Source organism: Rhizobium sp. Rhizsp82 (assembly GCF_047325115.1).
In the GTDB taxonomy this organism is placed as follows: domain Bacteria; phylum Pseudomonadota; class Alphaproteobacteria; order Rhizobiales; family Rhizobiaceae; genus Rhizobium.
This window is the reverse complement of the sequence record NZ_CP168570.1, coordinates 2,287,448-2,305,624: the sequence shown is the minus strand read 5'-3', so window position 1 is coordinate 2,305,624 and position 18,177 is coordinate 2,287,448. Positions and strand designations below refer to the sequence as shown.

19 protein-coding genes are annotated in these 18,177 nt (G+C 63.0%); 7 read left to right on the top strand and 12 right to left on the bottom strand.

All coding sequences use genetic code 11. The features are described from left to right. Positions 1 to 166 precede the first annotated feature (166 nt). The 3 genes from ACEN84_RS16260 (at position 167) to ACEN84_RS16250 (ending at position 3,196) form a co-directional block, all read left to right on the top strand. Complete coding sequence (locus ACEN84_RS16260; RefSeq protein WP_112718674.1) at positions 167 to 1,420, top strand: sensor domain-containing diguanylate cyclase; 1,254 nt, start codon at positions 167 to 169, stop codon at positions 1,418 to 1,420. Between the two features lie 57 nt (positions 1,421 to 1,477). Beyond that, the gene (locus tag ACEN84_RS16255) at positions 1,478 to 2,722 is read left to right on the top strand and encodes a cytochrome P450 (RefSeq protein WP_413709263.1); all 1,245 of its coding nucleotides are present in this window, start codon (positions 1,478 to 1,480) and stop codon (positions 2,720 to 2,722) included. A 72-nt stretch (positions 2,723 to 2,794) separates the two neighbouring features. Continuing rightward, positions 2,795 to 3,196, top strand: coding sequence for a type II TA system antitoxin MqsA family protein (locus ACEN84_RS16250; protein ID WP_130282630.1), 402 nt, complete (start codon positions 2,795 to 2,797; stop codon positions 3,194 to 3,196). 8 nt (positions 3,197 to 3,204) lie between these two features. Here ACEN84_RS16250 and ACEN84_RS16245 read toward each other — a convergent pair whose 3' ends face one another. The 6 genes from ACEN84_RS16245 to ACEN84_RS16220 form a co-directional block, all read right to left on the bottom strand. Beyond that, complete coding sequence (locus ACEN84_RS16245) at positions 3,205 to 3,960, bottom strand: DUF1194 domain-containing protein (protein WP_203429089.1); 756 nt, start codon at positions 3,958 to 3,960, stop codon at positions 3,205 to 3,207. A 115-nt stretch (positions 3,961 to 4,075) separates the two neighbouring features. Then, positions 4,076 to 4,882, bottom strand: a complete 807-nt coding sequence (gene pstB, locus ACEN84_RS16240; protein ID WP_413709262.1) for a phosphate ABC transporter ATP-binding protein PstB — start codon at positions 4,880 to 4,882, stop codon at positions 4,076 to 4,078. Further along, positions 4,882 to 5,733 (bottom strand): phosphate ABC transporter permease PstA, encoded by an 852-nt coding sequence (pstA, locus tag ACEN84_RS16235; protein WP_413709261.1) that lies wholly within the window; start codon positions 5,731 to 5,733, stop codon positions 4,882 to 4,884. The genes pstB and pstA overlap by 1 nt, the downstream gene beginning before the upstream one ends. 1 nt (position 5,734) lies before the next feature. Then, complete coding sequence (gene pstC, locus ACEN84_RS16230) at positions 5,735 to 6,712, bottom strand: phosphate ABC transporter permease subunit PstC (protein ID WP_413709260.1); 978 nt, start codon at positions 6,710 to 6,712, stop codon at positions 5,735 to 5,737. An 84-nt stretch (positions 6,713 to 6,796) separates the two neighbouring features. Beyond that, positions 6,797 to 7,819 (bottom strand): phosphate ABC transporter substrate-binding protein PstS, encoded by a 1,023-nt coding sequence (pstS, locus tag ACEN84_RS16225; protein WP_413709259.1) that lies wholly within the window; start codon positions 7,817 to 7,819, stop codon positions 6,797 to 6,799. A 289-nt stretch (positions 7,820 to 8,108) separates the two neighbouring features. Further along, a complete protein-coding gene (locus tag ACEN84_RS16220) occupies positions 8,109 to 8,906 on the bottom strand; it encodes an SDR family NAD(P)-dependent oxidoreductase (protein WP_413709258.1) in 798 nt (265 codons plus the stop codon). 149 nt (positions 8,907 to 9,055) lie between these two features. On the opposite strand from ACEN84_RS16220, the gene ACEN84_RS16215 reads away from it, so the two are divergent. After that, entirely contained in the window at positions 9,056 to 9,517 is a 462-nt protein-coding gene (locus ACEN84_RS16215; RefSeq protein WP_203429093.1) for a MarR family winged helix-turn-helix transcriptional regulator, read from the top strand. Between the two features lie 3 nt (positions 9,518 to 9,520). Here the strand turns inward: ACEN84_RS16215 and ACEN84_RS16210 are convergent, their stop codons facing one another. The 4 genes from ACEN84_RS16210 to ACEN84_RS16195 form a co-directional block, all read right to left on the bottom strand. Beyond that, entirely contained in the window at positions 9,521 to 10,417 is an 897-nt protein-coding gene (locus tag ACEN84_RS16210; RefSeq protein WP_413709257.1) for a hypothetical protein, read from the bottom strand. A gap of 12 nt (positions 10,418 to 10,429) precedes the next feature. Then, complete coding sequence (locus ACEN84_RS16205; RefSeq protein WP_112718699.1) at positions 10,430 to 10,774, bottom strand: cupin domain-containing protein; 345 nt, start codon at positions 10,772 to 10,774, stop codon at positions 10,430 to 10,432. A gap of 8 nt (positions 10,775 to 10,782) precedes the next feature. After that, complete coding sequence (locus ACEN84_RS16200; protein ID WP_199628762.1) at positions 10,783 to 11,400, bottom strand: LysE family transporter; 618 nt, start codon at positions 11,398 to 11,400, stop codon at positions 10,783 to 10,785. A 78-nt stretch (positions 11,401 to 11,478) separates the two neighbouring features. Beyond that, entirely contained in the window at positions 11,479 to 13,470 is a 1,992-nt protein-coding gene (locus ACEN84_RS16195; protein ID WP_413709256.1) for a tetratricopeptide repeat protein, read from the bottom strand. A 108-nt stretch (positions 13,471 to 13,578) separates the two neighbouring features. On the opposite strand from ACEN84_RS16195, the gene ACEN84_RS16190 reads away from it, so the two are divergent. Then, entirely contained in the window at positions 13,579 to 14,424 is an 846-nt protein-coding gene (locus ACEN84_RS16190; RefSeq protein ID WP_413709255.1) for a class I SAM-dependent methyltransferase, read from the top strand. Positions 14,425 to 14,494: 70 nt separating this feature from the next. Beyond that, a complete protein-coding gene (locus tag ACEN84_RS16185; RefSeq protein ID WP_130282646.1) occupies positions 14,495 to 14,815 on the top strand; it encodes a hypothetical protein in 321 nt (106 codons plus the stop codon). Positions 14,816 to 14,870: 55 nt separating this feature from the next. Here the strand turns inward: ACEN84_RS16185 and ACEN84_RS16180 are convergent, their stop codons facing one another. After that, a complete protein-coding gene (locus tag ACEN84_RS16180; protein ID WP_413709254.1) occupies positions 14,871 to 15,545 on the bottom strand; it encodes a TetR/AcrR family transcriptional regulator in 675 nt (224 codons plus the stop codon). Between the two features lie 76 nt (positions 15,546 to 15,621). Between ACEN84_RS16180 and ACEN84_RS16175 the strand changes: the two genes are divergently transcribed. After that, on the top strand, positions 15,622 to 16,752 hold the full coding sequence (locus ACEN84_RS16175) for an FAD-dependent oxidoreductase (protein ID WP_413709253.1): 1,131 nt from the start codon (positions 15,622 to 15,624) through the stop codon (positions 16,750 to 16,752). Positions 16,753 to 16,857: 105 nt separating this feature from the next. On the opposite strand, the gene ACEN84_RS16170 is transcribed toward ACEN84_RS16175, so the two are convergent. After that, positions 16,858 to 18,141 (bottom strand): O-acetylhomoserine aminocarboxypropyltransferase, encoded by a 1,284-nt coding sequence (locus ACEN84_RS16170; protein WP_413709252.1) that lies wholly within the window; start codon positions 18,139 to 18,141, stop codon positions 16,858 to 16,860. Between the last annotated feature and the right edge of the window lie 36 nt (positions 18,142 to 18,177).

Below are 18,177 nucleotides of genomic sequence, written 5' to 3'. Positions count from 1 at the left end.
TTTCTCGGCGACAGGATGAAGCAAAGCTTAATCCATCGGCAGGTGCTTTCGGACGTTCACGCTTTGGAAACGCTAACCGAGAATATCGCCGGCAGGCCCGCATCGAATTAATCAACTGGCGAGCTTTGGCGAATGACTATGCCCCGGATTTTGATGGGGTATTGCCGTGTTTAATATTGCTACAGGATTGGCGATCTGGTGCTCGGAAGCGATGACGCTCGCGTTGCTGCTGTTCATGGCCTGGCGCCACAACACGCGCAATCGTGCCTATCTCATCTGGGCGCTCGGCTTCCTGTTGAACGGCGCGGGCTTTGCCATGGTGGCGCTGCGCGGACAAATCCCCAACATTCTGTCGATCGAAGCCGGAAATGCCGTGGCGCTTGCCGGCCAGAGCGCCTGGGTCGCCGGTTTCATGGTGCTCGACCGCCGCAAGATCGAGTGGTGGGCGCTGCTGCCGCCGGCCGTTTGGCTCGCCGGCGTGTTCCTGCCCTGGGTCGCATCCGACTACGGCAACCGCGTCATTCTCTATAACCTCGCCTCGGCAACGGGCGCGACCGGCCTTGCCATGGCGGTTGCTACAGGCAATGTCAGGGGCGAGCGCACGCGCAGCAAGCTTGCCGCGATCTTTGTCGTCCAGGGCGTCCTCTGCTTCTCCGTGGCGCTGATGATGGCGCTGACCTTGCCAACCGATGCGCAAGCGACCAATTACGGCGGTGCGGCAGCCATGGCGAGCGCTTTCCTGCTGACGATCGCCTTTGCACTCACCTGCCGCATGATCATGGAACGCTCTGAAAGGCATTTGCGCGTGTTGAGCCTCACGGATTCACTGACCGGCGTCTGGAACCGCCGCGGCCTCTTTGCCCGCTTCGATGCCATCCAGGAAAAGGCATTCGACGAGAAGCGCCAGGTCGCTGTCCTGCTGTTCGACCTCGACCATTTCAAGCGGGTCAACGACCGCTTCGGCCATCAGGCGGGCGACGCCGTACTCTCCGCCTTTGCGCTGACGGCGCGCCAGTTCGTGCCGCACAATGTCTTCGGCCGCATGGGCGGCGAGGAGTTCGCGGCCTTTGCGACCGTTGCCGACCAGACCGAAGCGGAAGCGCTGGCGGAATCGATCCGGGCCGAATTCTGCCGCCTGCCGATCGCCACCGGCGAGGCGATCGTGCCTGCGACGGTCAGCATCGGCGTTGCCATTTCTTCGGCAATCGAAGCAAATGTCGACAAGATGATCTCCGCCGCCGACCGGGCGCTCTATGCCGCCAAGGGCGCCGGGCGCAATTGCAGCGTCATCTTCGGCGAACAGGAAACCGCAGCCCCTGCCCCGGCGCAGATGGACCAGAATGCCGGCGAACTCGTTCCGACCGTCGACGATCAGGTCGAGGCGCTGCGCCGCATGGGATCGCTTTCCCGCGCCGGTTGATGCGCGAGCTTCCCTCACGTCTTTTCGAGGCTTGGCAAATCCGCTAAGCCTCGAAGCATGATGATAGCACCCTTCCTTTCGATCGATTCCGATACCCGCCGCGTCTCTCTCGACAGCAGCGATCCTGCTTTCTACGGCAACCCGAACGCCGTCTATTCGGCGCTCCACCAGCATTGCCCGACTTTCTACTGGGAACAGCAGAAGCAGTGGTTCTTCACTGGCTACGACCATGTGAACAGCCTGCTGCGCGACCGCCGCTTTGGCCGCCAGATCCTGCATATCGCCAGCCGCGAAGAGCTCGGCCTGCCGGAGCCCGACCAGCATGTGGCGAATTTCGATCTGGCGGAGCGCTATTCGCTACTCGAACTCGAGCCGCCGGAGCACACGCGGCTGCGCACGCTGGTCAACCGCGCTTTCGTTTCCCGCCATGTCGAGCGGATGAAACCGGAGCTGGAAGAGCTCGCCAACCGGCTGATCGACGACTTCCAGGACAAGGGCGAAGTCGAGCTGCTCTCGGCCTTCGCCGACATCATTCCGGTGACGATGATCGCCCGGATGATCGGCATCCCCGAGGAGATGGGGCCGCAGCTTCTCGACTGGTCGCATGCCTATATCCGCATGTATCTCTTCGGCCGCACCCGCGAAGACGAGGACGGCGCCGAGAAGGCCGCCAAGGAATTTTCCGATTACGTGAAGACGGTGATCGCCGAGCGCCGCGCCAATCCGCGCGACGATCTGCTCAGCCACATGATCCATACGGAGCATAAGGGTCAGTTCCTGACCGAAGACGAGCTGATCTCGACGACCATAGTGCTGCTCAATGCCGGTCACGAGGCGACCGTTCACCAGATCGGCAACTCGGTGCGCGTCATCCTCGATAACGGCTGCGATCCCGCCCTCCTCTTCAAGGACGAGCCGACGACGGAGCGGACCGTCGAGGAGACGCTGCGCATCTGCGCGCCCGTTCACATCTTCCAGCGCTGGGCGCTCGAGCCCGTCGAAATCGACGGCATCTCCTTCAAGCGCGGCGACAAGGTGAGCCTCATCCTGGCGGCCGCCAATCTCGACCCGGCCAAGTTCACCGATCCCCTCACCTTCAAGCCGGACCGCAACGAAGCCCCCAACCTCTCCTTCGGCGCCGGCATCCATTTCTGCATCGGCGCGCCGCTGGCGCGTCTCGAGCTCAACATCGTCCTGCCGATCCTCTTCAAGCGCCTGCCGGGGCTCAGGATGGCGAAGGTGCCGGAGATCAAGGACGTCTATCACTTCCACGGGCTGGAGCGGCTCGATCTGGCTTGGTGATTGGGGTGCTTGAGGAATTAACCTAATAGGTTATTTTAAGCGAGAATCTCAGGCGTTAGAGGAGCTGGACAGATGAAATGCCCCTCTTGTGGAGCCGATGGCCTCGCGCAGCGGATCCAGGACCTGCCATATAGTTATAAGGGCGAGGAGACGATCATCGCCGATGTCACCGGCCGCGGATGCACTTCATGCGGCGAGCTGGTGCTCGACGATACGGAAGCGCGGCGCGTCAACGCGGCGATGCTGGAATTCAACAAGCGGGTCAACGCCGCCAGCGTCGATCCCGCCTTCATCGTTTCCGTTCGCAAGAAGCTGAACCTCGACCAGAAGGAAGCCGGCGATCTCTTCGGCGGCGGCGTCAACGCCTTCTCGCGTTATGAGAACGGCAAGACCAGGCCGCCCGTCGCCCTCGTCAAACTCCTGAAGCTTCTCGACAAGCATCCCGAACTTCTGCCGGAAATCCAAGCAGCCTGACGAGCCCCCTACCGCTTATCCGCAATCTCCCCGAAGCCGCCGATTTCGCGCAGGAGCTTGCGGTAGATGGCGCTCGGGTAGTCGGCGGCTGAGCGGACCGGCATGGCAAAGGCACCCGGGCCGCCGATGACCTCGCGGTGGAAATAGGAGAACAGGGCTTCCGGCGAGAGCGGCGGCTCGTCATCGTCGTGCTCGCCGCGGGCGCTGATGACGAGGGCGTTGATGGTCATGCCGCCGGCGATCAGTTCTCTGCGCACCGGCTCGACATCGCGGCCGATGCTGTTGACGCCGTCGCTGGAGATGTTGACGACGAGGCGCTCGGGCGCGTAGCCGCTCTGGCGCAAGAGAGACGCCGAATAGGAAAGCGCCTCGCTGATCGAGGTGCCGCGGCGCAGTTTCGTCGGGGAATTCTCCGCAAGCCGCAGCGAGAACATCCAGCAATCGGCCTCGTCCTTCAGCAGCGTCCATGGGATGATCATGCGCTGGCCGTGGTCGCCGCCCCATTCGAAATAGGCAACAGCGATGCGGCCGTATTTCCCGCGGCCGATCGCGTCGATGATCTCGGGCTGGCGGAAGGCGGCGACGAAGCCCTCCTGCTGCATCGCCTTTTCGCGCGGATCCATCGACGTCGAGACGTCGGCGGCGATCACCAGCGCCAGATCGATCCTTTCGCTGGCAGCGGCGTCCGATGTCATGCAGATCGAAAGCAGAACTCCTGCGACGGCTCCATGCAGAAGCCATCGGCGCATCATTGTCCGAACCATGGTGCCCCCCGCGCGGCATGCCGCTAGCGATGCAGCCGTCTTATCGAAAGCACCATCGGCTGTACATTAGCACATTGGGATACACCTGTATGGATATAGCCGAGCAGTTGCGGCGTCAGCCGTAACGACCGGTGATATAGTCCTCGGTGCGCTTGTTCTGCGGTGCCTGGAATATCTGCGAGGTCGGGCCGTATTCGACGAGCTCGCCGAGATACATGAAGGCCGTGTTGTCGGAGATGCGGCTCGCCTGCTGCATGTTGTGCGTGACGATCACGATGGTGAAATCGGTCTTCAGCTGCGAGACGAGCTCTTCCACCTTGGCCGTCGAGATCGGGTCGAGCGCCGAGGTCGGTTCGTCGAGTAGCAGGACTTCGGGGCGAAGGGCTACGGCGCGGGCGATGCAGAGACGCTGCTGCTGGCCACCGGAAAGGCCGAGGCCGCTCCCTTTCAGCTTGTCCTTCACTTCGTCCCAGAGAGCTGCCTGACGCAGCGCCTGCTCGACGCGGACGTCCATGTCGGCCTTGCCGAGACGTTCGTGGTGGCGGATGCCGTAGGCGATGTTGTCGTAGATCGACATCGGGAACGGCACCGGCTTCTGGAACACCATGCCGACGCGGGCGCGCAGCTCGTTCATCGAATAGCGCGGGTCGAGGATGTTCTGGCCGTCGAGCTTGACGGTGCCGGTGGCGCGCATCTTCGGATAGAGCATGTAGATGCGGTTGAGAATGCGCAACAGCGTGGACTTGCCGCAGCCGGAGGGACCGATCAGCGCCGAGACCTGACGTTCGGGGAAATTGAGGCTGACGCTACGGATGGCATGGGCATCGCCATAGTAGAAGTTGACGTCTTCAAGGGTGAGCTTGTCGTTAGCCATCGGCGTCGCGGTCCTGCGGGTGTCTAATGTGGAGGAAGATTGCAGCATCATTTGCCACCTTTGCGGTTCAGAACGGCGCGGGAACCCACGCTGAGCAGCAGCACGATTGCGGTCATGACGAAGGCGCCGGCCCAGGCGAGCACATGCCATTCGTCATAGGGGCTCATCGCATATTGGAAGATGACGACCGGGATGTTGGCCATCGGCTCGGACATGTCCGTGCTCCAATACTGGTTGTTGAGCGCGGTGAAGAGCAGCGGAGCCGTCTCGCCGGAGATGCGGGCGACGGCGAGCAGGATGCCGGTGAGAATACCGGCGGACGCTGCGCGATAGAGCACGGCGACGGTAACCTTCCAGCGCGGAATGCCGAGCGAGAGTGCCGCCTCGCGCATGACATCGGGCACCAGCCGCAGCATCTCGTCGGTGGTGCGCACGACCACCGGCAGGAAGATGAAGGCGAGCGCGATGCCGCCGGCATAGCCCGAGAAATGGCCGGTCTGGCGTACCACGAGCTCATAGACGAACAGGCCGATGATGATCGACGGCGCCGAGAGCAGGATGTCGTTCATGAAGCGGATGATATCGCCGATCTTCTTGCCGCGGCTGAATTCGGCGAGATAAGTGCCGGCCAGCACGCCGACCGGCGTACCGATGACGACGGCGAGAACCACCATCATCAGGCTGCCCATGAAGGCGTTGGCAAGGCCGCCGTCTTCACCGGGCGGCGGGGTCATTTCGGTGATGAGCTTCGGGCTCAGCGCCGAAAGGCCGTTGATCAGCGTCGTCCAGAGGATCCAGATCAGGAAGATGAGGCCGAGGCCGGTGGCGGCGACGCAAAGCGTCAGCGCGATGGCGCTCTTGATCTGGCGGCTGCGGTAGAGGGAGGAGGAAACGCTCATGTTACTCGCCTCTCTGCTTTGCCATGCGCAACAGCATCAGCTTTGCGGCCGCAAGGACGATGAAGGTGACGACAAAGAGGATGAAGCCGAGAGCGATCAGCGACGACAGATAGATGTCGGTATCGGCTTCGGTGAATTCGTTGGCGATGGCGGCGGCAATCGAGTTGCCGGGCTCCATCAGCGAGATCGCGATATTGTGCGTGTTGCCGAGCACGAAGGTGACGGCCATGGTTTCGCCGAGCGCACGGCCGAGGCCAAGAAAGATGCCGCCGACGACGGCGGTGCGGGTGTGCGGGATGACGATATCGCGCACCACTTCCCAGCGGGTCGAACCCAGCGCATAGGCCGATTCCTTCAGCTGCGCGGGAACGACGAGGAAGACGTCGCGCATGACCGAGGAGATGTAGGGGATAATCATGATCGCCAGCACGATTCCCGACGTCAGCATGCCGATACCCATCGGGGCGCCGGAGAACAGCAGACCGATGCCGGGGATGGGCCCCAGCCAGTCGATCAGCGCCGGCTGGACGTAATCGGACATGAAGGGGGCGAAGGTGAAGAGGCCCCACATGCCGTAGATGATCGAGGGAATGCCGGCGAGCAGCTCGATGGCGCCGCCGATCGGTCCGCGCAGCCAGCGCGGCGCGACTTCGGTCACGAAGACGGCAATGCCGAGGCTGATGGGAACGCCGATCAGCATCGCCAGCGCCGAGGTCACCAGCGTGCCGTAGATCGGCACCAGACCGGCAAAATGCTGGGCGACGGGATCCCATTCGGTGCCGGTGACGAAACCGAAGCCGAAGGTGCGGAATGCCAGAAGCCCGCCCCATGCCATGGAGATTGCAGCGGCCAGAAGGGCTGCGAGGACTAACAGGCCGCAGCCCATCACGATCCAGAAGAAAATGCGGTCGCCGGTGGCGCCATCGCGGCGCTTCACCTCCGGCCCGACGGCCGGCAGCGATGCCAGTGCTTCGCTCATATCTATACTCGACTTGCTTTTGAGGGGGCTTCAAAGCAATCGGGGCAGAGAGAAACGCTCCCTGCCCCGGCATTCACGGAGGACTTAGCCCTTGAAGGACGCGGTCCAGTAGTCTTCGATCTGCTTGACCAGCGTGTCCGGCAGCGGGACGTAATCGAGCGACGAGGCTTCCTTCTGGCCCTTTTCCAGCGCCCACTTGAAGAAGGCGAAGGCGGCCTTGGAGCGCTCAGCGTCCTTCGGCTGCTTGTACATGATCGCCCAGGTGGTTGCGGTGATCGGCCAGGCCTTTTCGCCCGGAGCGTTGGTCATGATCAGGTAGAAGTCCTGAGCCTTGCCCCATTCGGCGCTGGCAGCCGCAGCCGAGAAGCTGTCTGCATTCGGCTTCGGATACTGGCCGGCAGCGTTCTCCACGAGAACGTAGGGCAGCTTGTTCTGCAGGGCGTAGGCGTATTCGACGTAACCGATCGAATCCTTGACGCGGGTGACGTAAGCGGCAACGCCTTCGTTGCCCTTGCCGCCGATACCGACCGGCCAGTTGACGGCAGTGCCTTCACCGACCTTGGACTTCCAGTCCGGATTGACCTTGGAGAAGAAGTTCGTCCAGTTGAACGAGGTGCCCGAGCCGTCCGAACGGTGAACGACGGCGATCTGGCTGTCGGGCAGCTTGAGGCCCGGGTTCAGGTCGGCGATGGCCTTGTCGTTCCACTTGGTGACGTTGCCAAGGTAGATGTCGGCGAGAACCTTGCCCGAGAGCTTGAGTTCGCCGGACTTGATACCCTTGACGTTGATGACGGGAACGATGCCGCCGACGACGACCGGGAACTGGCCGAAGCCACCGGCCGAAAGGTCTTCAGGCTTCATCGGAGCGTCGGACGCGCCGAAATCGACCGTTGCGGCCTTGATCTGGGCGATACCGCCGCCCGAGCCGATCGACTGGTAGTTCAGCTTGTCACCGGTCTGCTTGTTGTAGTCCGCAGACCACTTGGACAGAACCGGATAGACGAAGGTCGAACCAGCGCCGGTGATGTCGGCGGCGGAAGCGGAGACTGCGAAAGCCGCAGCCAGGCCGGCGCCGAGGCAGGCCGAAAGAAGTTTCTTGGTGAGCATTATGGTCTCTTCCCTGAATGGAACGAACAATCGACGAGACCGGCGCCATGGAGGGGGTATCCATTGGCAAGGGCGCTGAAATTTCCCGTCGCAAAGGCGGGCTAGGCGCTGCACATTACAGTTTGATGACAGTTCTGCGACAGTTCGGAGTCAGCCTGTCAGGACACACACGGCGTGCAAAGATGTTCGATCACTAAATCAAGGATTTAGCCGTTAAAGCCATGTAAACATTACAAAAAGTTAATGTCCGGCTACGTTGGTTTGACGCAGCCGGACATATCGGATGCCGTCAGGCGACGCCGTAACGGGCTGCCGGCTTGTCATGAGAGAGGTTCGGAGCAAGTGCTGCGCGCGCCGCGTCAAAGGCATTCCAGTCGGCGGCATCGGGCAGCGACGGGATGGTGACGAGCTCACCCCGGTCGAAGCCGGCAAGCGATGCCTCGACCATATCGCCGGCATCCATCACCATCGACGGCGGCAGCTGCTCAAGCGAGCGGCCGCTGCGCTCGAAGATTTCGGTGCGCGTCAAGCCGGGCAGAACCGCCTGCACCTTGACGCCCTTGCCCGCAACCTCGGCATTGATCGCCTGCGTCAGATTGAGAACGAAGGCCTTGGTGCCGCTGTAGACGCCGTTGAAGCGCTCGGCGAGCAAGGCCACGACCGATGCGATGTTGATGATGCCGCCCCTGCCCCGCGCCGCGAAGGTCTGGGCTGCGGCAATGCCGAGACGGTTCACGGCGACGACATTGAGCTCGATCATCGTCTCGAGATAGTCGATGTCATCTTCGAGCAGCGTTCCCCGTGCGCCGATCCCGGCATTGTTGACCAGGAGAGTGATCGACGCATCCTCGCGCAACCGCTTCTCGACCTTGCGGACATCGTCGCGGCTGGTCAGGTCGGCAGCAAGCACTTCGGCCTCGATCCCATGCTCCGCCTTCAGCTTCCCGGCAAGCGCGGAGAGCCGGCCGGCATCGCGGGCGACGAGCAGCAGATCATAGCCGCGCTTGGCGAGGCGATCGGCATAAGTGGCGCCGATGCCAGAAGACGCTCCCGTGATGAGAGCGGTACCGAGAGAAGAGCGGGACATGAGGCAATCCTTTCCATCATTGGATTTAGTGGTATATGCCACTATATTGAGACGAGACGGATTATCCGCAAGAGCAGCCGCGAGATTTTTTAACGCCGATGTTGACGGCAGAGGGCCGAAGCGCGGATACCGGCGCAAGGAGAATGGCGATGAGTGACCAGAACACGCGTTTCGAGAGCTGGCAGGTCTGCAGCAACAGCGCGATCCGCCGTGCCACGCGCCAGCTCGGCCAGCTCTTCGACGAGGTGCTGGCGCCGAGCGGCCTGAAGGGTACGCAGCATACGCTGCTGACGCAGATCCATATGAGCGGCAATCCCTCGCTGAAATTCCTGGCCGACAGCATGGTCATGGACCTTTCGGCGCTCGGCCATACGCTGAAGCCGCTGATCCGCGACGGCCTGGTGGAACTCGTGCCCGACACGAAGGACCGGCGCGTCAAGCGCGTGACGCTGACCGCTTCTGGCCTCGCAAAATGGGAAGAAGCCCACCGCCTCTGGCAGGACGCCCGCCAGCGCTTCGACCATAACTTTGGCCCCGAAGCTGCCCAGGAACTGCGCAACGCCCTCAATCTGATCTCGTCCGATACTTTCGCGGACAGTTTCCGGCAGTGAGGGTTAGAGCCAGGTGTAGCCGCCCCGGCTCTGGGGACTGCAAGTGATCTCCGGACGGGAGGATATGTCCGGACTGCTGAAGCGGCTCTCCCCCTTGAAGGTCCAGCTGCCGTAGGACCAGTTGAGGACCCTGCGCCCGTCGGGATCATCGATGACCAGAATGGCATGGTTGCGAAGATATAGCGCTCCCCCACCATGCTGCGTTACCGGCTGTTCGCGCAATGTCAGTATCGACAGGTCAAGAGTATTGCGGACAGGCTCCACGCCGGACTGAATGCAGTAAGGACGGCCTGCGGCAATTTCGACCGCTGACCGGTGCACTGCGGCGGCGGTGCCCGCGGTAACGAGGCCGATCGTCACGAAAGCCAGAAAGCCGACGGCGCAGATCCGTTTGAGAAACGCATCCGGCCACGCGAGCCTTCGATGAGCGGCAGCGCAGGCCAGCGCTATCGCGGCAACCACAATGATGGCGATCATACCTGACATGCGCGCCAGCAGGCCGAACCAGATCAGGAATATCGCCGGCAACATCGCAGCAAAGAGAATGGCCGCCAGCCAATCGCTTGCATTGGAATACCGGGTGAGCGCGGCATCGCCTGCAGAGTAAGCAGACCCCACGGAACCGGACCGGGTTTTGCGGGCGGCGACAGCACGGACAGCGAGCGGGACGGAAAACACCAGCAGCGATGCGGATGTCAGAACAATCGCCAACGCGACATCGAGGCCCATCCGGTCATCGAAACGCGAGGCTGTCCAGACCCGGTAGTTCACGCAGGCAAGAACGACAGCCAGCAGCCAGAAGACCTTCTCCCAATGGCGATCGAGGCGTAGGGCGAGCCATCCCAGCGCCGCCAAAGGCACGACTGTGACGATCAGGGAGAAGGCAAGGACCGCAATCATCCGCAACGACGCCTACAGCCGGATCACGTAATCCTTGCGAGTCGTTTCAATGACTTCCCAGGTTCCCTTGAAGCCGGGTCTGAGGATCATGCGGTCACCGGCCTTGAGGTGAACGGCGGCGCCGCCGTCTTCGGTGACGATCGAGTGGCCGGAGAGGACGTTGAAATATTCCCATTCGTCGTAGGAAATGCGCCACTTGCCGGGTGTCGCCTCCCAGATGCCGGCGTAGAGGCCGCCTTCGGCTTCCTCGAAATTCCAGGTGCGGAACTGCGGATCGCCGGAGAGGATGCGGTCCGCATCTGGAGCGCCGGCCTCCGGTTCGACGGCGTCGATATCGAAAACGAACTGGTTCGGCATAGGGCCTCCTAGCGGGCGGATGTGAGGAGCTTCATGCCGAAGCCCATGAAGATGACGCCGGCCATGGCATCGATGACGCGGCGGCCGCGGGCATAGGCACCGGCAACGGCCGGATTGCGCAGGATCGTCAGCACCAGCGTGTACCAGAGCGACGAGACCAGGACCATGGTGGCGACGGCGAGCGCGCCATGCATCCAGGAATGATCGGCAGGCAACGTCGCGGCGAAGAGACTGGCGACGAAGAAGGCGGATTTCGGATTGGCGAGATTGGTGGCGAGGCCGGACCAGAAAGCCTGCTTCGGGCTGATTGCGGGGCGCAGCACGGGTTCGCCCGGCAGCGCAGCGTGGCGGTAGGTGCGCCAGAGCAGCTTGGCCCCGAGCCAGAGAAGATAGGCGCCACCGGCGATCTTCAGGAAGAGATAGGCGAAGGGGGCGGCCGCAAATAGCGCGCTGATCCCGAGCCAGCCCGCCAGTCCCCAGCAGAAGGTGCCGAGAATGACGCCCGCGATCACCGCGACCGCAGCGCGCGCAGAGCCTTCGAGCGCCGTCCGCACCACGAGGAAGAAATTCGGGCCGGGCGTGATGGCGGCAACGGCCCAGATGGCGGCAACGGAGAGAAGAAACATGGGGCTGCGGACTCGCAAGAATGGATTTCGAGCGCGAGCTTAGAGGCTTTGCATCCGGCGGCCAAGGCCGTGGCGGCGCTATTCCAGCCCGACGCGCTTTGCTCCATCTCGAAAGGGTGCCTGATCGGCCAGGGCCAGATGGAAGGCAATGAAGAAATCGTCCATGCGATAGCCGGGATATCGCTGGTTCAGCGCCGTGACATGCGCCCGCCCTTCATCGAGCCGGCCGGCGATCGCAAGGCAGAACGCGGCAATCGCCATGATATGGGCATGCGCGTTCGGGCGGGCCGCCGCCCTCGCCGCCCAGTCGGCGGCCTCGTCGAAACGGCCGAGGCGCACCAGCGCGATCGCCCGGCTGGCCAATATGCCGAAGAGCATCGGATCGAAGGGGCTGAGCGATTGCGACTGGTCGGCTGCGGCCAGCGCCGACAGCGGATCGCCGGATTGGCATTGAACGAAGGCCAGCGAATAATGCGCGATCGCAAAGCTCGGGCTGAGATCGACGGCCTGCTGCAGCTCGGCGACCGACTGGTCATGCTGCTTGCGCAGGAAATGTGCCCGGCCGAGGGAAAGATGGGCGGCCGGATCGCGGTCGTCGGCCATCAGCCCCTGATTGGCGGCGCGATAGGCGAGCTCGGTTTCCGTGTCACGGTCCGCCCAGTGCTGAAAGGCGCTCTGGAAATGCGTGAAGGACAGCCCGGCATAGGCGCGTGCGAAAGTCGGATCGAGGCTGATCGCCGTTTCGAAGAAATGCCGTGCCTGGTCGTTATCACCCTTGGTGAAGCGGAACATGTGCCAGAGACCGCGGTGATGCGCCTCCCAGGCATCGAGCGAATTGGGCGGCTTCAGGATGGCGCGGTTGCGTTCCAGCGTCTCCACCTCGCGCTCGATCGAGGCGACGACGCGGGTGCCGATCTCTTCCAGCAAGGTCAGCGTTTCCGCCGCGTTCTGATCGAGGCTGTCGGCCCAGACGATGGTGTTGGTCCGCGCCTCGGTCAGCTCCAGCCGGACGATAAGGCGGGTTGCGATGCGCTCGAAGGTGCCGTTGACGACATAATCGACATCGAGTGCGGCGGCGATCTCGCCGGGAGAGCGCGGCCGCTCCCTCAGCGCAAACATCGTGCCCTGGGCGATCACCCTCAGCGTGCGCAGCTTCGAGAGCCGGGTGATGATGTCGTAGACCAGCGCATCCGCCGTGCCGCCGGGGATCGCCAGGGCCGACATGTCGTTGAAGGGCATGACGGCGATCGAGGCGCGGCGGGCGCCGCTCTTGGCCGGCTCCGGCGGTTGCGGCTCGGCGGGCTGTGCAGCTGCTGAAGTTCTCGCACTTCGGGCGCCTTCCCAGGTCCGGCGCAGCGAACCGGCATCGAGCCCTTCAGCGGCGAAGGCTCTGGCCGCAGCCTTCATATGCTCCTCCGCCTCGCGGACGCGGCCCTCCGAGGCGAGTGTCGCCAGCAGCAGTTCATGCGGTTTCAGATCGAAAGGGGCGATCTCGATCCAGCGGTCGAGATAGGGAAGCCGTTCGCTGGCATCGAGCCGATCGGCGATGGCTGCGAGGATTTCCGCCTGGATTTCACGGAAGCGGCGGCGTTGGGAAACCAGCCATGTCTCGAAGGCCGGATGGCGCTCGATGACGAGGCCATCGAGGAACTCGCCGGATGACCGGTCCGCAAGTCGGCGCAGCCGCTCCTGCGGCAGGCCGCCCAGTCCCTCGCGGCAAGCGGCAGTGGCCTCGACGGCATCGATGGCGCAACCGGCAAGATCGAGTGCGACGGTATCGCCATGGGCGATGATGCGCTCGCCGATCAGCGAGCGGATCCGGCTGAGGCACCAGCGCAATTCGCCGCGCGGATCGTCTGCCACGTCCCAGAGGAGATCGCAGAGCTGCGCCCTGCCCTGCGGATAGGGAGAGAGGATCAGATAGGCGAGCAGCGCCCGCACCTTGCGCGATCCCGGCAGCTTCAGTTCCGCTCCCTCACGGCGGATGACCATCGGCCCGAGGAGGCAGATTTCGAGCGGCGGCCGCTGCTGGTCCGCCGTTTCCACGGTCGTTCCCACGCCTGATGACACGGCGCCCCCCATGGCCTGCGCCTATACCAGAGCCGTTCGAAGCGGCAGCATCTGTTCACCGGGCGGCCGCTCTTTCACGCTCAACCAATGTGACCCAGGGAGGTCCAAATGTCTACTTCCGCGGCCCTTGCCGGCATGCCCGCTCAACCTGTAACCGATCTTGCAGCGCTGAAAGCCCGCCAGCAGGGCGCCTGGTCATCGGGCGATTACGCCGTCGTTGGAACGACGCTGCAGATCGTCGGCGAAAGCCTCTGCGAAGCGCTCGATCTGCGTGCCGGTTCGAAGGTTCTCGATGTTGCGGCCGGCAATGGCAATGGCGCACTCGCCGCCGCCCGCCGCTGGTGCGAGGTGACCGCCACCGATTACGTCCCTGCCCTTCTCGACAAGGCAATGGAGCGGGCGAATGCCGACCGGCTGGCAATGGAATTCATGGAGGCCGATGCGGAGAACCTGCCGTTCAAGGATCAGAGCTTCGACTATGTCATGTCGATCTTCGGCGTGATGTTCACGCCCGACCAGGAGCGCGCCGCCGCCGAGCTCATGCGGGTCTGCAAGCGCGGCGGGTCGATCGGCTTGTCGAACTGGACGCCGGATGGCTTCATCGGCCAGCTGTTCAAGACGATCGGCAAGCATGTGCCGCCACCGGCAGGCGCCCGCTCGCCGGCCCTCTGGGGCACGCGCGCCAGGCTCGAGGAGCTGTTTCCGGCCCATGTCGCGTCGATTGCCGCGACGCCGCGCCAGTTCGTGTTTCGTTACAAGTCGCCGGCGCATTGGCTTGAGGTGTTCCGGACCTTCTACGGTCCGGTGCTCAAGGCCTTCGGCGCGCTGGACACGGCTGGCCAGATGGCACTTGCCGGCGAGCTGACCGAACTGATGACCCGTTTCAACCGGGCCGAGGACGGAACGATCGTGGTGCCGAGCGACTATCTCGAAGTGGTCATCACTCGGCACTAGAGGGGGCGCAGGCATGCAGCGGGCGAAACCGTCCGCTGCATGCCGCGAGACAATTTTCACGAGGCATATCATGTCCGAGACGAACGAATTCATCTCCGAGGTGACGAAGGCCGCCCATCAGCTCCAGACGCTTGGACAGGATGAGGCTCACCATCTGATCCTCCGGTCGGTCACCGAGATACGCACGATGCGCGCGCTGGTCGGCATTCCGGCCAACAGCAATCACGACGCCGTCTTCGATCTCCTGAAGATCGCCACATCGGCCACAAGGCAGACGCCCGGCGATCTCGCACGGGCGCTGCTGATGGCGGCCGACATGATGCGCACACTCGACATGGTGATCGACAGCCGCGCCGCCATCTGCCTGACCGGCATCTGCCAGTCGAAATAGCGGCACGGGTGTTCGCTCGGATGTGGCTCGTCACATACGATTGACGGGCCGGCCGTCATGACGACGCGACGATGCCGCGCAAGAGCAGGTCGATGCCATCCAGATAGTCCTTTCGGTCGTCGTGGGCGGGCAACTGAGCCGCCACGCTGCGCGTAAACGGATAGCTCTCGGGATCGAGTGCCGACCAGGCTGCCGAGACTTCCCCGAGAAAACTTGCTCGTTCAAGCCCCTGGACAGCTGCAAGTTTGGCGTTTGCCGCGTTTTGGCCCGCCACGCCCAGAATGTAATTGAGCAAGGCAGAAACGGCAGACCATTCGTGTTCGGCAGAAACGCCGAGAGAGCGGACCTGCTGACCGATGCGCTCGAAAATGCGCACCATCGGCAACTGCCCGGGCGCCGACATCAACGCCGCGCCGACCCATGGATGGGCGTCGATGGCATCGAATAGATCCAGTGCCAGGGCGCGGATCGTTTCCTGCGGCGATGCGCCCGCCGGCTTTGCTTCCATTGTCCGGGCGATGATCTCGTCACAGGCTGCCGTCACAAGATCGCTTTTATCAGCGACGTGCCAATAGATGGCACCCGGCCCCGTCGCGAGCAGCTTCGACAAGGCCTGGAAGGTCAGGCCGCCTTCTCCGCCTTCATCCAACAGCCGGATAGAGGCGTCGATAATCTGTTCTCTGGTGAGGGACCGCTGCCGCCTCGATCGTGTGTCGTTCCGTTCTTTCATGGAACATCCTTGACATGAATGGAACGGCATTCCAACTATGGAATGACATTCCATTAGAATTGCGAGGCAGTTTGTCATGCAGAAATCAGTAACGATCATCGGTGCCGGTCTTGGAGGGCTCATGCTCGCCAGGGTCCTCCGCGTCCACGGCATCACATCGACCATCTACGAAGCAGAGGCGTCTCCAACCGCACGCGGCCAAGGTGGCATGCTGGATATCCACGAGGAGAACGGACAGCGGGCACTCAAGGACGCCGGGTTGTTCGACGAGTTCACCAAGCTCGTCCACCCTGGCGGCCAGCAGAGCCGGGTCCTCGACATGCAAGGCAAGGTCCTGTTCGATCATCCGGACGATGGCACCGGCGGCCGGCCGGAAGTTCCGAGAGGCGAGCTTCGCCGTATTCTGATCGAGTCGCTTCCTGACGGTGCGATCCGCTGGGATCACAAGGTGACGTCGGTCAGCGCGCTGGGCAGCGGGCAACATCTGGTGAAGTTCGCGAACGGTACGACAGCGGCCGCCGATCTTCTCGTGGGTGCGGACGGGGCGTGGTCGAAAGTGCGTCCGCTCATTTCAAGCGCCAAGCCGGCTTACTCCGGTATTTCGTTCATCGAGACCTATCTTCACGATGCCGACGCCAATCACAAGCCGACCGCAGATGCCGTCGGCGGCGGTTCGCTGTTCGCCGTCGCTCCAGGCAAGGGCATCCAGGCCCACCGCGAACCGGACCAGGTATTGCATGCCTACATCGCCCTGAAGCGCTTGGAAGAATGGTTCGAACGCATTGACTTCTCCGATCGTGCGGCCGCATGCGCCGCTATCGCCGGAGAGTTCGACGGTTGGGCTCCCGAACTCACCGCCCTGATCGCGAGCGCCGACACAGTGCCGGTTCTGCGCATGCTGCACACTCTGCCCGCCGACCATCGTTGGGATCGCGTTCCCGGCATGACGCTTGTCGGCGACGCGGCGCATCTGATGATCCCCTCAGGCGAAGGGGCCAATCTGGCAATGTACGATGGCGCGGAACTCGGGAAGGCGATCGCCGCCCATGAGAACGATATCGAAATAGCGCTTTCTGTATATGAACGGGAACTCTTCGCTCGCAGCGCGGCTGCGGCAGTGGATGCCACCGGCATGATGGACGTACTGTTTGGAGCAGATGCGCCCCAAAGCCTGCTCGATTTCTTTAGGGCGAATGTCCCGAGTTGAATGTCTGCCTGTGGCCCGGCCGCCGAAAACGCCCTGTTTTCAGGGGTTCTCGGCGGCCGGATAAAACCTGCTGACGTCGATGTCAGAGGTATGTGACGAACTACATCAGATCTTCGCCAGCGACTGCTCGAGGTCGGCGATGATGTCCTTGACGTCTTCGATGCCGATCGACAGGCGCACGACATCAGGGCCGGCGCCGGCGGCGATGCGCTGCTCGTCGGTCAGCTGGCGGTGCGTCGTCGAGGCCGGGTGGATGACCAGCGAGCGGGTGTCGCCGATATTGGCGAGGTGTGAGAAGAGCTCGAGGCCTTCGACGAAGGTCTTGCCGGCCTCATAGCCGCCCTTGACGCCGAAGGTGAAGACCGAGCCGGCGCCCTTCGGCGAATAACGCTGCTGCAGCGCATGGTTCGGATCGTCTTCCAGGCCGGCATAGTTGACCCAGGCGACCTTGCTGTGCGCCCTCAGCCATTTGGCGACGGCAAGGGAGTTCTCGCTGTGGCGCTGCATACGCAGCGGCAGCGTTTCGATGCCGGTCAGGATCAGGAAGGCATTGAAGGGCGAGATTGCCGGGCCGAGGTCACGCAGGCCGAGAACGCGGCAGGCGATCGCAAAGGCGAAGTTGCCGAAAGTCGAGTGCAGCACCACGCCGTTATATTCCGGGCGCGGGCTCGACAGCATCGGGTAATTGCCGGATTTCGACCAGTCGAAGGTGCCGCCATCGACGATGATGCCGCCCATCGAATTACCGTGGCCGCCGAGGAACTTGGTCAGCGAATGGATCACGATATCGGCGCCGTGTTCGATCGGGCGGATGAGATAGGGCGAAGCCATCGTGTTATCGACGATCAGCGGCAGGCCGTGCTTGTGGGCAACCTCGGCGATCGCTGCGATATCGACGAAGGTGCCGCCCGGATTAGCGAGGCTTTCAATGAAGATCGCCCGGGTTTTGCCGTCGATCTGGCTTTCGAAGCTCTTGGGATCAGCCACATCGCCCCAGCGCACCTGCCAGCCGAAATTGTCGAAGGCGTGACCGAACTGGTTGATCGAGCCGCCATAGAGGCGCTTGGCGGCGACGAAATTGTCGCCCGGGCGCATGATGGTGTGGAAGACGATCATCTGCGCCGCATGGCCGGAGGCGACGGCGAGCGCGGCCGTACCGCCTTCGAGTGCGGCAACGCGCTCTTCGAGCACGGCCTGCGTCGGGTTCATGATGCGGGTGTAGATATTGCCGAAGGCCTGCAGACCGAAGAGCGAGGCGGCGTGGTCCGCGTCGTTGAAGACGTAAGCCGTCGTCTGGTAGATCGGCGTCGCGCGGGCGCCGGTCGCCGGATCGGGCTGCGCGCCCGCGTGAACTGCCAGTGTATTGAAGCCAGGATTATTGCTTGCCATGAGGCCCTCCCATCGTTGTCGATGGCCGCAGCATAA